The organism is Streptomyces sp. NPDC051180 (assembly GCF_040689545.1).
In the GTDB taxonomy this organism is placed as follows: domain Bacteria; phylum Actinomycetota; class Actinomycetes; order Streptomycetales; family Streptomycetaceae; genus Streptomyces.
In genome coordinates this window covers 20,654-34,581 of record NZ_JBFBBC010000011.1, presented here as the reverse complement: position 1 = coordinate 34,581, position 13,928 = coordinate 20,654, and the positions used below count along the sequence as shown (strand labels likewise).

The following is a 13,928-nucleotide window of genomic DNA, read 5'->3' as shown; positions in this document are numbered from 1 at the left end:
CTATCCGGCGTCCGGGGGTGCTCCGCCAAGCAGGATGGCTTCGAGCCCGGCCCGGCCCGGCAGGCGGGCGGGGCGGGCCACCTCGCCCGTGCGGACGTACACGAAGGCGGCGGCGACGTCCTCGGGCGCGAGGCCGTGCTGCTCGGCCCAGGCGAGCCGGTAGATCGCCAGCTGGAGCGGGTCGGCGGTCCGCTGGTGGCTGGTCTTCCAGTCGACGATCTCGTACGCGCCGGTCTCCGGGTCCCGGTAGACGGCGTCGATCCTGCCCCGGACGACCCGGCCGCCGAGGGAGAGGTGCACGGGGACCTCGACGCGGTACGGGGTGCGCCGGGCGTACGGCGTGCGCGCGAACGCCTCCTTGAGGGTCTCCAGGTCCCGCTCGTCGAGGATCTCCGGCTCGCCCGCGAAGTCCTCCCCGCCGGGCAGCTCCTCCGGGCCGAGGAAGGGCAGCGGCAGCTCCTCGAAGCGCGACTCCACCCACGCGTGGAAGCGGGTGCCGCGGCGGGCCGCGGGCTGCGGCGCCTTGGGCATGGGCCGGGCCAGCTCCTGGGCGAAGCCGTCCGGGTCGGCGGCGAGCCGCAGCACCTGGGAGGCGGAGAGGTACGCGGGCAGCAGGACGTCGCGGGTCGTCGCGCGGGCGCGGCGCAGCTCGGTGGTGAGCGAGGTGAGGTCGCGGTCCCAGGAGGCGATGGTCCGGGCGTCCTCGGGGGTGAGGTCGCCGTGCGGCGGCTCCGCGGGAGCGGCGGCGGGTTCGCGTGGTGCGGGGACGGCGTCCGCGTGGGTGTCCTCGGGGAGGGTCTCCTCGTCCTCGTCCCAGACGGGTTCCTCCTCCCAGACGGGTCCCTCCTCATCGGGCTCGGGCTCGGGCCGGGAGTCGTCCCCGGCGCGCGGGTCCGCCGCACGCGGGTGCCGCGCGGCCGGCTGCGTGAGCGGGGCGTCGCGCGCCTCCTCGGGCGCGTCCGCCCACAGCCTGGCCAGGACCTGCCGTGCCGCCTGCCGGCGGCGGGCGAGGGCCTCGCCGTCCAGCGGAAGGGGCCAGGGGCGGTCCGGGCCGCCGTCCGCGAGGGACGGGTTCCGGTCGTCGGGGGCGGGCTCGTCGGCCCAGGACTCGATGTCGCCGTGGCCGGCCGCGCAGTGGTCGTACAGCGCGTGGAGGAAGTCCGAGGGGCCGCGGGGCTTCTTCTGCTCGGGGCCCCACCAGTGGGCGGAGCCGAGGAGGAGGGAGCGGGGGCGGGTGAAGGTGACGTAGCCGAGGCGGAGCTCCTCGGTGTGCTGGTGGTCCCGCATCGCGTTCTTGAAGGACGTGAGGGACTTGGCGTCCCAGGTGTCGATCGCCGGCAGGGTCGGCGCGTCGCCGCGCAGGGCGTGCGGGAGGACCTGGGGCTGGGAGGTCCAGGACTCGCGGGCGCGCGCGCTGGGGAACTGGCCGGCGACGAGGCCGGGGACGGCGACGACGTCCCACTCCAGGCCCTTGGACTTGTGGGCGGTGAGGACCTTGACCGTGTTCTCGCCGCCCGGGAGGGCGCTGTCGAGGCCCTTCTCGAACTGGACGGCCGTGCGCAGGAAGCCGAGGAAGGCGAGCAGGCTGGCCTCGCCGTCGAGGGAGGCGAAGCCCGCGGCGATGTCGAGGAAGTGGCCGAGGGTCTCGCGGCGGCGGGCGGCCAGGGCCTGCGGGGAGGCGGAGAGCTCGACCTCCAGGCCGGTGGCGCCGAGGACCCGGTGGAGGACGTCCATGAGCGGGTCGGCGAGCGAGCCGCGCAGGGCGCGCAGCTCGGTGGCGAGGCGCGCGAAGCGGACCCGGGCCTCGGCGGAGAAGGCCAGGCCGTCGTCGTCGGTGCCGCCGGAGCCGAGGAAGGTGTCGAGGGCGTCGGCGAGGGAGACGACCTCGGCCGGGTCGACGCCCTCGACGGCGGCGGCGAGGCGCTGCTCGGGGTCCGGCTCGTCGCCGCCCCGGTGGACCAGGAGGCGGGCGCGGCGGCCGAGGAGGGCGAGGTCGCGGGGGCCGATGCGCCAGCGGGGGCCGGTGAGGAGACGGACCAGGGAGGCGTTGGCCCCCGGGTCCTGGAGGACCTCGCAGACGGCGACCAGGTCGGCGATCTCCGGCAGGTGGAGGAGGCCGGAGAGGCCGACGACCTCGACGGGGACGTCACGGGCGACGAGGGCCTCGTGGATGGCGGGGAAGTCGGTGGCCGTCCGGCACAGCACGGCGATCTCGCCGGGCTCGCGGCCGGTGCGGACGAGGTGGGCGAGGGAGTCGGCCAGCCAGTCGATCTCCTCGGCGTGGGTGGGCAGGAGCGCGATCCGCACGCTGCCGTCCCGCTCGGCGCCGGGCGCGGGCCGCAGCGCCTCCACGCCCGCGTGCATGGCGCGCAGGGGGGCGGCGAGGCCGTTGGCGAGGTCGAGGAGGCGGCCGCCGCTGCGCCGGTTCTCGGAGAGGGAGAAGCGGTCGGCGGGGCGGCCGTCCGCGTGCGGGAAGTGCTCGGGGAAGTCGTCCAGGTTGGCGACGGACGCGCCGCGCCAGCCGTAGATGGCCTGGCAGGGGTCGCCGACGGCGGTGACGGCGTGGCCGGTGCCCTGGCCGAAGAGCCCGGAGAGCAGCAGCCGCTGGGCGACGGAGGTGTCCTGGTACTCGTCGAGGAGGACGACCCGGAACTCCTCGCGCAGGATCTCGCCGACCTCGGGGCGGGTGGTGGCGAGCTCGGCGGAGCGCGCGATCTGGTCGCCGAAGTCGAGCAGGTCGCGGGAGCGCTTGGCGGCGCGGTAGCGGACGACGAGGTCGAGGAGCTCGCGGCGGGCCGCGGCGGCCTCGGGGATCTTGCGCAGCTCCGCGTTGCTGAGCCGGGCGCCGGCGAGGGCGTCGAGCAGCTCGCCGTCGTACGCGTCGAGCCGCTCGGGCGGGACGAGGTGCTCGGCGAGTTCGGCGTCGAGGGCCAGCAGGTCGGTGATGAGGGTCGGGAAGGACCGGCCGAGCGCCGGGTAGGGGCCGGGGGCCTCCCGCAGCACGCGCGCGGCGAGCTGGTAGCGGGTGGCGTCGGCGAGGAGCCGTGAGGTGGGCTCCAGGCCGATGCGCAGGCCGTGGTCGGTCAGGAGCTGCCCGGCGAAGGCGTGGTACGTGGAGATCCGGGGCTCGCCGGGCGGGTCGTCCGGGTCGATGACGTCGGGGTCGGTGACGCCGGCGCGGACGAGGGCGGTGCGGACGCGCTCGGCGAGCTCGCCGGCGGCCTTGTTGGTGAAGGTGAGACCGAGGACCTGCTCGGGGGCGACCTGGCCCGTGCCGACCAGCCAGACCACGCGGGCGGCCATCACCGTCGTCTTGCCGGAGCCGGCTCCGGCCACGACGACCTGCGGGGCGAGCGGCGCGGTGATGCAGGCCGTCTGCTCCGGAGTGAACGGGATGCCGAGGAGCTCTTTGAGCTGCTCGGGGTCGGTGATGCGTGCGGTCACCCCAAAGAGGCTAACGGGGCCGACCGACATTCCGGCCCCGTACGCCTCCCGCCCGGGGTCCTAGGGCCTGTCGTCACATTCCCCTCTGCCCCGCGACGCCTGACACGCGCTCTCGCCGCAGGGCCGCCCTTCGGGCAACGAAGGGAATGTGACGACAGGCCCTAGACGGACGCGCCGGGGTCGAGCCGGGTGAGGTCCACGGTCTGGTCGGCGGGCGGGACGACCACGCGGACGGGCTTGTCGTAGTCGGAGAGGAGCATCGTGCCGGGGTCCTCGCCGCCGGCCTTGACCATCTTCCGGATGTACGGCTTGCCCTCCCGGGCGACGGAGACGGTGGTGGTCTCGCCGTCCTCCTTCCTGACCAGGGTGGCGACGGGGGCTCCGTCGACCTCGGCGTCCGGCCCCCGGGTGAGCGGGCCGCGCTCCTCCTTGTCCCTGCCGAGGTCGGCGAGGAGGGACTTCAGGTCGCAGACGCCGCCGAGGTCCTCGCTGCCGGCCTGACCGGGCGCGATCTTCAGCCAGCGTCCCTTGATGAGTTCGATGGTGGCGGCGATCTGCGGCTCGGGCATGCCCTGGGAGGTCATCGACGCCCGCCAGAACGCCTCGTCGCCCTTCATGTAGGTGATGTCGTCGGCCTTGCGGAGCTCGGCGACACCGCCCTTGATCTTCATGCGGCCGGTGCACTCGTCCTTGTCACTGAGGGCGAAGTCGATGTCGAGGGGCTGGCCGTCCGTGACGATCCGGCCGGTCATGCGCAGCGAGGTCGCGGACCGGGTCGCGGTGACGGCCCGGTCCGCGATCTCGTCGGCGGAGAGCCCGGCGAAGGGGTCGGGCGACGGTGCGACGGCGGCGGCGGGGGACGGGGCGGACTCCGCCGCCGCCCAGGCCGCCGGAGCGGGACCCGCGACGACGACGGCCGCGCAGACGACGGCCGCCGCGCGGAGCGTGCGGGGGGAGTGGGACGTCATGCGAGCCTCCTCGCCGATCCCCCCGGGCCGTCCCACCAGGGTCGCCCCGCGCGCGCGTGCCCGCTACTCCGGCGCCGCGGGGCGTGCCTGCGTCAGGAGGCGCCCTTCATGAGCTCCGCCATGTCCACGGTCTGGTCGGCCGGCGGGGCGGCGGCGGTGACCGGCTTGTCGAAGTCGCCCAGGTCGACCGTGCCCGGGTCCTTGCCGCCGGTCGTCACGACGCGGAGGATGTACGGCTTGGCCGCGTCCTTGGCGACGTAGAAGGTGACGGTCTCGCCCTTGGCGGTGTCCTTCTTGCTGAGCACGGCGGCGGACCGGCCGTCGACGTCGGCGTCGGCCCCGCGGGTCATGCCCTTGCGCGGCGTCTCCTCGTCCATGTCCTTGACGATCTGCTTCAGGTCGCAGAACGCGCCGGGGCCCTCGGCGCCGGCCTCGCTCGGCATCTTCAGCCAGCGGCCCTTGAGGAGCGCGGACATGGCGCCGGACTCCTCGGCGGAGGCGCCCTCGTCGCCGCCGGTGGACTTCCAGAAGGCGTCGTCGCCCTTCATGTACGTGGTGCCGCCGGTGCCGACGATGTCGGCCTTGCCGCCCTTGACGGCCTGCATCGAGCCCTTGCAGTTGCCCTTGTCGTCGACGGAGAAGTCGACGCTGACGTCCTCGCCGTCCGTGTTGCCCTTGCCGTGCATGCGGAAGGCGGTGGCGCCCTTGGTGGTCTCGACCGCCTTGTCGGCGATGGCGTCGGCGGTGAGTCCCGCGAAGGGGTCGGCGGCCTTGTCCTCGCCCTTGGAACAGCCCGTGACACCCGCGACCACGGCCACGCAGACCGCCGCCACCGTCCAGAGCTTCCTGTCGACCCTCATGCGCGTACTCCTCACAGCCGTTCCGGACGGCTTTCTCACAGCTTGTCTTCACGACGCCCTTATGCGGACGTCACGGAGACATGGACCGGTGAGGCAGGGAAAAGGATGCACGGGGCAGAACGTGACGCTCCGCACAGGCGGCGGCCGGCTGTCAGTCGACGACCTGGCGGCCCTCGGGCCGTGCGCTGCACGAGGCCCGGAAGGCACAGGTCGTGCAGTGCTGTCCGGTGCTCGGGGTGAACCGCTCGTCGAGGACCCGGCCCGCCGCGTCGGCGAGCAGCTCGCCGACCCACTCCCCCTCCAGGGGCTGCTGCGCCTGCACCTTCGGCAGGGCGTCCCCGCCCTCCTTCTGCGGGGCGCTCTGCCGCAGCTGGACGAGTTCGGCGCCGCCGGGCTCGGGGCGCCGGCCGTCGAAGACCTCGTCGAGGGCGCCCTCCCGGACGGCGAGCTGGTAGACGGCGAGCTGCGGGTGGTGGGCGACCTCGTCGCGGGTGGGGGCCGACTTGCCGGTCTTGAAGTCGACGACGTACGCGCGTCCCTGCTCGTCGGTCTCCACCCGGTCCATGGAGCCGCGGATGCGGACCTCGTAGTCGCCCGCCTCCAGGGTCACGTCGAAGCCGTGCTCGGAGGCGGCCGGGGTGCGGCCGCCCCGGTCCAGGACGTGCCAGCGCAGGAAGCGTTCGAGGGCCACGCGCGCGTGGCCCTTCTCCTGCGCCGACTTCCAGGGCGCGTCGAAGGCCAGGCCGTCCCAGACGGAGTCCAGGCGGGCCATGAGGACGTCGAGGTCGGCGGGGGTGCGGCCGGAGGCGACCTCGTCGGCGAGGACGTGGACCACGTTGCCGAAGCCCTGGGCGGCGGTGGCCGGGGCGGCCGCCTTGACCTCGCGGCCCAGGAACCACTGGAGGGAGCAGGTGCCGACCAGGCTCTCCAGGGAGCTCGGGGAGAGCGCCACGGGCCGGTCGCGCTCGCGCAGCGGCGCCGCGCCGCGCGTGGGCTCGAACAGGCCCCACCAGCGGTCCGGGTGCGCGGCCGGCACCAGCGGCTGGCCGTCCTCGTCGGTGAGCGCGGCCAGGGCGGCGAGCCGGTCGGCCGCCGCGTCCCGCAGGGCGGGCGAGGCGGCGGGGTCGACGGTGGTGGCCCGCAGCTCGGCGACGAGGGCGGAGACCGCGAGGGGGCGGCGGGGGCGGCCGGGGACGTCCGTCGGCTCGGCCCCGAGCTCGGTGAGGAAGCGGGACGGCTGGTCGCCGTCCTCGGCGGCGGCCTTCACCGCGGTGACGACCAGCCGGTCACGCGCGCGCGTGGCGGCCACGTAGAAGAGGCGGCGCTCCTCGGCGAGGAGGGCGCCGGGGGTGAGCGGTTCGGCGAGGCCGTCGCGGCCGATGCGGTCCGCTTCGAGGAGCGAGCCGCGCCGGCGCAGGTCGGGCCAGAGCCGCTCCTGCAGTCCGGCGACGACGACCAGGCTCCATTCGAGGCCCTTGGAGCGGTGGGCGGTCATCAGCCGGACCGCGTCCGGGCGGGTGTGCCGGCGGGTGAGCGTGTCCGCGGCGATGTCCTGGGCGTCGAGCTCCTCCAGGAAGTTCAGGACGCCACGGCCGCCGACGCGTTCCTCGGCGCGGGCGGCGGTCTCGAACAGCGCGCAGACGGCGTCCAGGTCACGGTCGGCGTTGCGTCCCGCGGGGCCGCCGCGCAGGGCCGCGCGCTCCAGGCGGCCGGGCCACGGCGTGCCGTTCCACAGCACCCACAGCGCCTCCTCGGCGGTGCCTCCCCCGGCGAGGAGCGTGCGGGTCTCACGGAGCAGGTCGCCGAGCCGCTTCGCGCCGCGCGCGTACGCGGGGTCGTGGGCGACCAGCCGTTCGGGCTCCGCGAGGGCGCGGGCGAGGAGGACGTCGGAGGGCGGCGGGACCTTGTTGCCGGCGGCGCGCTCCTCGTCGCGCAGGGCGCGGCCGAGGCGGCGGAGGTCGGCGGGGTCGACGCCGGCGAGGGGGGAGGCGAGGAGGTCGAGGGCGGTGTCGACGGGGAGCCACGCGGCAGCGGCGGCGGCCGGGGCCTCGTCCGCCCCGTCCGCGTCGTCCGCCTCCTTCGTCCGGTCCGTCCGGTCCGTCCGGTCCGTCTCGTCCGTGGGGTCCTCGTGCGGCCCGTCGTCCGGGACGGCCCGGGCGGCGCCCGGGGAGGCCGAGGACACCGCTCTCAGGGCCAGGAGCAGCGGGGCGACCGCCGGTTCGTGGCGGAGGGGGGTGTCGGCGGCGTCGGTCTCGACGGGGACGCCGGCGGAGGTGAGGGCGCGGCGGAGGGACGGGAGGGTGGCGGCGGCGCGGGTGAGGACGGCCATGTCCTGCCAGGGGACACCGTCCTCCAGGTGGGCGCGGCGGAGGAGGTCGGCGATGTTCTCGGCCTCCGCCGAGGCGGTGGGGTAGGTGTACGCCTCGGCCCGGCCGCCGTCCCGTACCGGTGCGAGGTCCCGGTGGGCGCGGACCTTGTCGGCGGGGAGCCGGGGCATCGGCATCCGCTGGGCGAGCTGCCGGGTCGCGCCGAGGAGGGCGGCGCCCGAGCGGCGGGAGGCACCCAGGACCCGGACATCGGCGCCGCCGAAGGAGGCGGGGAAGTCGAGGATGCCGTTCACGTCGGCGCCGCGGAAGGCGTAGATGGACTGGTCGGGGTCGCCGAAGGCGACGACGGTGGAGCGTCCGTCGCCGGCGAGGCGGTGCAGCAGCCGGACCTGTGCCGGATCGGTGTCCTGGTACTCGTCGACGAAGACGGCGTCGTACGCGGGCAGGGTGACCTGTTCGGCGAGCAGGACGGCGCGGTGCACGAGCTCCGTGTAGTCGAGGACGCCCTGGAGGTCGAGGACGTCGAGGTACTCGGCGAGGAAGCCGGCGGCGGCCTTCCAGTCGGGGCGGCCGACCCGGTCGGCGAAGCGGGCCAGGGCGTCCGGGCCGAGGCCCAGCTCGCGGGAGCGGGCGAGGACGGCCCGCACCTCGTCGGCGAAGCCGCGGGTGGTGAGGCAGGCGCGCAGTTCGTCGGGCCAGCCGACCCGGCCGAGGCCCGCCTTCTCCAGGTCGATCTGGCCGGCGAGCAGTTCGCGTACGGCGAGGTCCTGCTCGGGCCCGGAGAGGAGCCGGAGCGGTTCGGCGAAGATCTCGGCGTCCTGGTGGGCCCGGATCAGGGCGTAGCAGTAGGAGTGGAAGGTGGTCGCCTGGGGCGGGCGGCGGCCGCCGAGCCGGGCGGCCATGCGGTCGCGGAGTTCGACGGCGGCCTTGCGGCTGAAGGTGAGGACGAGGAGGCGTTCGGGGTCGGTGCCGCTCTCCATGCGGGCGGCGACGGCCTCGACCAGCGTGGTCGTCTTGCCGGTGCCGGGTCCGGCGAGGACGAGGAGCGGTCCGCCGGCGTGGTCAACCACTTCCCGCTGCGCTGCGTCCAGCTGAGGGGGATCCTGGCGGGCCGGTGTGGTGCGCACCAGCCGGTACGCGCCCGGGGTCCGCTGCCGTCCCGTACCCGGGTACGGCTGTCCCTGGTGCGGCGGCGTACGCCGGGTGGTGGAGGAGGTGCTCACGTGGATCGCCGGTCCTGGTGGGTGTGGTGGTGCGGGTGAGGCGGCCGTGTGCCGTGGCCGCCGCCTCGGGAGACGCGAACGTCGACGTTACGCGAAGCGGGCCGTCGACGAGCCGCACTCCGGACCGCTTCCACCCCGGCGGGGCCGTCCCGCCCGCGCCTTCCTGGCCCCCGCCCTCAGGTGTGAGTTCCGGCACCTCCGCCGCCGCCGGCGCCGTCCGCCCGACCGGGGTCCGGGGTGCCGTCCCAGCGTGCCCGCCGCATGTCGACGCGGGGCACGTGGCCCTCGGCCGACGCGCCCGCCGCACGCAGCGGGGTGCCCTCCTCGCGGTAGTGGCCGAGGGCCCGCAGCTCATGGCCGGGGAGGATCGTCCCGTCCGCCCGGACCACGCGCCACCAGGGCGCGGCACCGCCGTACAGGGCCATCACCCGGCCCACCTGCCGCGGTCCGCCCTCGCCCAGCCATTCGGCCACGTCGCCGTAGGTCATGACCCGGCCCGGCGGGATCCCGTCGGCGACGTCGAGCACCCGCTCCGCGTACTCGGGCAGTTCTCCGGTCTCCCCCACGGGCTCCTCCATGCTCATCCGCACCATCCTGCCTCACCCCACCGACATGGCCCTGATGCCTCCGCGCGCGGGCTCTTCGTGCCACCATCGTCCGGGCGGTGACTGGTGATACGAGATCAAGAGCGACAAGTACGAGAACAAGAACGTGATCGAGAAGACACGCGGGCAGAGACGGACATGCTGATGGGGCAGGACACGCAGCCTCCCGAGGGGGGCCAGGCCGACGTGCCCGAGCGGGTCTCCGGCGACGAGCCGCTGCTCGCCGCCCGGGTCCACCGGCCGTCCGACCTGATGCGGCTGCTCGTCGGCCTGCTCGCCATCGGGCTGGTCATCGCGATCGCGGCGTTCGCCCACGCCACGACCTCGGGCCTCGAGGAGGACATCAACAAGGGCGCCGTCGGCGCCCCCGACGTCTTCGTCAAGATCGCCGGTCTCTTCTCCTCCATCGCCGTCCTGCTCGTCCCGGTCGCCTTCGCCATCGAGCGGCTGATCAAGCGCGACGGACTGCGCATCGCCGACGGCGTCCTCGCCGCCGTCCTCGCGCACGGCGTCACCCTCGCCACCGACCTCTGGGTCGCCCAGGCCGCGCCCGGCACCATCCAGGACGCGCTGACCCAGCCGCAGTCCGGCGGCGGGCTCACCGACCCGGTGCACAACTACCTGGCCCCGGTCATCGCGTACATGACCGCCGTGGGCATGGCCCGCAGGCCGCGCTGGCGGGTGTCGCTCTGGGTGGTGCTGCTGCTCGACGCCTTCACCATGCTGGTGGCCGGCTACACCACCGCCCTGTCGATCATCCTGACCGTGCTGATCGGCTGGACGGTGGCCTACGGCACGCTCTACGCGGTGGGCTCGCCCAACGTGCGGCCCACCGGGCAGACCCTCCTCGCCGGACTGCGCCGGGTCGGCTTCCGGCCGGTGACGGCGCTGCGCGCCGAGGGCGTGCCCGACTCGGCGGACAGCGGGGACCGCGGCCGCCGCTACATCGTGACCCTGGAGAACGGTCCCCCGCTCGACGTCACCGTCGTCGACCGCGAGCAGCAGGCGCACGGCTTCTTCTACCGCGCGTGGCGCCGGATCACCCTGCGGACGATCACCACCCGACGGTCGATCGTCTCGCTCCGCCAGGCGCTGGAGCAGGAGGCGCTCCTCGCGTACGCGGCGATCGCCGCCGGGGCGAACGCGCCGAAGCTGATCGCGACCTCGGAGCTCGGGCCGGACGCGGTGATGCTCGTGTACGAGCACATCGGCGGCCGGAGCCTGGACTCGCTCGACGACGACGAGATCACCGACGAGCTGGTCACCAGCGCGTGGCGGCAGGTCCGGGCGCTGCAGTCGCGTCGGATCGCGCACCGCCGGCTCACCGGGGACGCGATTCTGGTGGATCGTTCCGGCAGGGTGATCCTGACCGATCTGCGGGGCGGCGAGATCGCGGCCGGCGACCTGGTCCTGCGGATGGACATCGCGCAGCTGCTCACCACGCTCGGCCTGCGGGTCGGCGCCGAGCGCGTGGTGGCCGCGGCCGTCGAGGTGCTCGGCCCGGACGCCGTCGCCGACTGTCTGCCCCTGCTCCAGCCGATCGCGCTGAGCCGCTCCACGCGCGCGACGCTGCGGAGACAGGCCCGGGAGCGGTCGGCCCGCGAGCGGGAGGCCGTGCTCGCCGCCTCAGGGGCGGCCAAGCACGAGCGGGAGCTGGCGAAGGCCCAGGCCGCCGAGGCCGCGGCGGACCCGTCGGCCGCCCGGGCGGAGACCAAGGCCGAGAAGAAGGCGGACAAGAAGGCCGAGAAGCGGGCCCTCGACACCGCGCTCGACGAGGCCCGCGAGGAGGACCTGCTGGCCCAGATCCGGCAGCAGGTGCTGCTCATCCGCCCTCAGGCGCCGGCCGAACCGGTCCGCCTGGAGCGGATCAAGCCGCGGACCCTGGTCAGTCTGATCGCGGGCGCGGTCGCCGCGTACTTCCTGCTGTCGCAGATCTCCCGGACACCGCTGTCGACGATCAGCGAGGCGGACTGGCGGTGGGTCGCGGCCGCGGTGCTGTTCTCCGCGTTCAGCTATGTGGCGGCGGCGATGAGCCTGCTCGGCTTCGTGCCGGAGCGGGTCGGGTTCTGGCGGACGGTGGTGGCCCAGGTCGCCGGCTCGTTCGTGAAGATCGTCGCCCCGGCGGCCGTCGGCGGCGTCGCCCTGAACACCCGCTTCCTCCAGCGCTCCGGGGTGCGGCCGGGGCTCGCGGTGGCGAGCGTCGGCGCCTCCCAGCTCTTCGGGCTCGGGGCGCACATCCTGCTCCTGCTCTCCTTCGGCTACCTCACGGGAACGGAACGGTCGCAGTCCTTCACCCCGTCGAGGACGGTCATCGCCGGCCTCCTCACGGTCGCGGTGCTCGTCCTCGTCGTCACAGCGATCCCGTTCATGCGGAAGTTCGTCTCGACACGGCTGCGCTCGCTCTTCGCCGGTGTGGTGCCGCGCATGCTGGACGTGCTCCAGCGGCCGATGAAGCTGGTCACCGGCATCGGCGGGATGCTGCTGCTCACCCTCACCTTCGTGCTCTGCCTGGACGCCTCGATCCGGGCCTTCGACCACAACGGCGTGTCGATCAGCTACGCGAGCGTGGCCGTCGTCTTCCTCGCGGGCAACGCCCTCGGGTCGGCCGCGCCGACCCCGGGCGGCGTGGGAGCGGTCGAGACCGCGCTCACCCTGGGTCTGGTGGCGGTCGGCCTGCCGGCCGAGGTCGCGACCCCGGCCGTCCTGCTCTACCGCCTGCTGACCCTGTGGATCCCGGTCCTGCCGGGCTGGCTCTGCTTCAACTGGCTGACGAAGCGCGAGGCGCTCTAGGCCGGGCCTCTCCAGGGGCGCCGCGCCCCGGCCACCCGCATGGACCTCCGTCCCGCGCGGGGGCGGGGGCGACGGCCCACCATGGGTGTATGCCGATCTCCGTCGCCCAGCGCGCCGCACTGCTGACCGCCACCACCGTGCTGCTCGCCGCCGGGTGCTCGGACGGGGGCGACGGCACGGAGGAGCCGCCGAAGGCCAGCGGTTCCGGGGTCGCGGCGCTGACGGAGCAGAAGCTGTCCTGGGCGCCCTGTCCCCCGCCGTCGGCGGCCGAGGGCGGCGGGCCCGCGCCCTCTCCGCTCCCCGGCGGCGCGGCCTGGGAGTGCTCCTTCCTCCAGGCGCCGCTGGACTGGTCGGTGCCGGAGGGCGAGACGATCGAGCTCGCCCTCATCCGGGCCAGGGCGAAGGACAGTGCCCGCCGGATCGGCTCGCTCGTCTTCAACTTCGGCGGCCCCGGCGGCTCCGGGGTCACCGCCCTGCCGGGCTTCGCCGCGGACTACGAGACCCTGCGCAGCCGGTACGACCTGGTCTCCTTCGACCCGCGCGGGGTGGGCCGCAGCGACCCGGTGGAGTGCGCCACCGACAAGGAGCTCGACGCCTACTACGCCCTGGACTTCACGCCCGACGACGAGGCGGAGGAGCGGACGCTGTCGGAGGCGCAGAAGAAGTACGCGGCGGGCTGCGAGCGGGACTCGGGCACCGCCCTGCCGCACGTCGGCACCGAGAACGCGGCCCGGGACATGGACCTGATGCGGCAGGTCCTCGGCGACGACCGGCTGCACTACTTCGGCATCTCGTACGGCACCGAACTCGGCGGCGTGTACGCCCACATGTTCCCGAAGAACGTCGGCCGGGCCGTCTTCGACGCGGTCGTCGACCCGGAGGCGGGCGTCGAGGACGGCGCCCTCGGCCAGGCGAAGGGCTTCCAGCTCGCGCTGGACAACTTCGCCCAGGACTGCGTCGACCGCGGCGACGAGTGCACCCTGCCCGGCTCGACCGTCGCCGAGATCGAGGACTTCGTCATGGAGCTCCTGGCGTCCCTGGACAAGAACCCGATCCCCGGCATCGGCGACCGGAAGCTCACCCAGACGCAGGCGACCAACGGCATCGCGCAGGCGCTGTACTCCAAGGAGTACTGGACCTATCTGGAGCAGGGCCTCGACGCGGCGGACGGCGGCGACGGCGCGCTGCTCCTGTCGCTCTCCGACGCGATGAACGGGCGCGACCAGAACGGCTCCTACAGCAACATCCAGGCCGCCAACGCCGCCATCAACTGCGTGGACTTCAAGGAGCGCTACACGCTCGGCCAGGCGAAGGAGCGGCTCCCGCAGTTCCGGGAGGCGTCGCCCGTCTTCGGCGACTTCATGGGCTGGGCGCTGGCGAGCTGCTCGCAGTGGCCGGTGCCCGGCGTCTGGGAGCACCCGGACGTGTCCGCCCCCGGCGCGGCGCCGATCCTGGTGGTCGGCAACACCGGCGACCCGGCGACGCCGTACGAGGGCGCCCGGGCGATGGTGAACGCGCTCGGCAAGGGCGTCGGCGTGGAGCTGACGTACGAGGGCGAGGGCCACGGCGCCTACAACAGCGGCGACAAGTGCGTGAAGAAGGCGGTGGACGCCTACCTGCTGGACGGCAAGGTGCCGCCCTCGGGGACCGTCTGCAAGTAGGCCGGACGGCCGGAAGGGCCCGGACCTCGTCACGAGGTCCGGGCCCTTCC

At 74.7% G+C, this 13,928-nt stretch carries 7 protein-coding genes; 2 read left to right on the top strand and 5 right to left on the bottom strand.

The genetic code is table 11. The annotated features are described in order from the left end of the window. From AB0424_RS20400 to AB0424_RS20380, 5 genes are all read right to left on the bottom strand, one after another. Positions 1–3,444 carry an ATP-dependent DNA helicase gene (locus AB0424_RS20400; protein ID WP_366307344.1) on the bottom strand — a complete coding sequence of 1,148 codons (3,444 nt, stop codon included), beginning with the start codon at positions 3,442–3,444 and terminating at the stop codon, positions 1–3. 161 nt (positions 3,445–3,605) lie between these two features. Continuing rightward, the gene (locus tag AB0424_RS20395; protein WP_366307342.1) at positions 3,606–4,412 is read right to left on the bottom strand and encodes a hypothetical protein; all 807 of its coding nucleotides are present in this window, start codon (positions 4,410–4,412) and stop codon (positions 3,606–3,608) included. A gap of 92 nt (positions 4,413–4,504) precedes the next feature. Continuing rightward, positions 4,505–5,272 (bottom strand): hypothetical protein, encoded by a 768-nt coding sequence (locus AB0424_RS20390; protein WP_366307340.1) that lies wholly within the window; start codon positions 5,270–5,272, stop codon positions 4,505–4,507. Positions 5,273–5,423: 151 nt separating this feature from the next. Continuing rightward, a complete protein-coding gene (locus tag AB0424_RS20385) occupies positions 5,424–8,822 on the bottom strand; it encodes an ATP-dependent DNA helicase (protein WP_366307338.1) in 3,399 nt (1,132 codons plus the stop codon). A 176-nt stretch (positions 8,823–8,998) separates the two neighbouring features. After that, a complete protein-coding gene (locus tag AB0424_RS20380) occupies positions 8,999–9,415 on the bottom strand; it encodes an MGMT family protein (protein WP_366307336.1) in 417 nt (138 codons plus the stop codon). A 156-nt stretch (positions 9,416–9,571) separates the two neighbouring features. On the opposite strand from AB0424_RS20380, the gene AB0424_RS20375 reads away from it, so the two are divergent. Both AB0424_RS20375 and AB0424_RS20370 read left to right on the top strand, forming a co-directional pair. Beyond that, the gene (locus AB0424_RS20375) at positions 9,572–12,217 is read left to right on the top strand and encodes a lysylphosphatidylglycerol synthase transmembrane domain-containing protein (RefSeq protein ID WP_366307334.1); all 2,646 of its coding nucleotides are present in this window, start codon (positions 9,572–9,574) and stop codon (positions 12,215–12,217) included. Between the two features lie 89 nt (positions 12,218–12,306). After that, complete coding sequence (locus AB0424_RS20370; RefSeq protein ID WP_366307332.1) at positions 12,307–13,878, top strand: alpha/beta hydrolase; 1,572 nt, start codon at positions 12,307–12,309, stop codon at positions 13,876–13,878. Positions 13,879–13,928: the final 50 nt, after the last annotated feature.

Bases quoted from the DNA above. Each gene is read 5' to 3' on its own strand.
- AB0424_RS20395 (WP_366307342.1), bottom strand. From the start codon at position 4,412: ATGACGTCCCACTCCCCCCGCACGCTCCGCGCGGCGGCCGTCGTCTGC.
- AB0424_RS20390 (WP_366307340.1), bottom strand. From the start codon at position 5,272: ATGAGGGTCGACAGGAAGCTCTGGACGGTGGCGGCGGTCTGCGTGGCC.
- AB0424_RS20380 (WP_366307336.1), bottom strand. From the start codon at position 9,415: ATGGTGCGGATGAGCATGGAGGAGCCCGTGGGGGAGACCGGAGAACTG.
- AB0424_RS20375 (WP_366307334.1), top strand. From the start codon at position 9,572: ATGGGGCAGGACACGCAGCCTCCCGAGGGGGGCCAGGCCGACGTGCCC.
- AB0424_RS20370 (WP_366307332.1), top strand. From the start codon at position 12,307: ATGCCGATCTCCGTCGCCCAGCGCGCCGCACTGCTGACCGCCACCACC.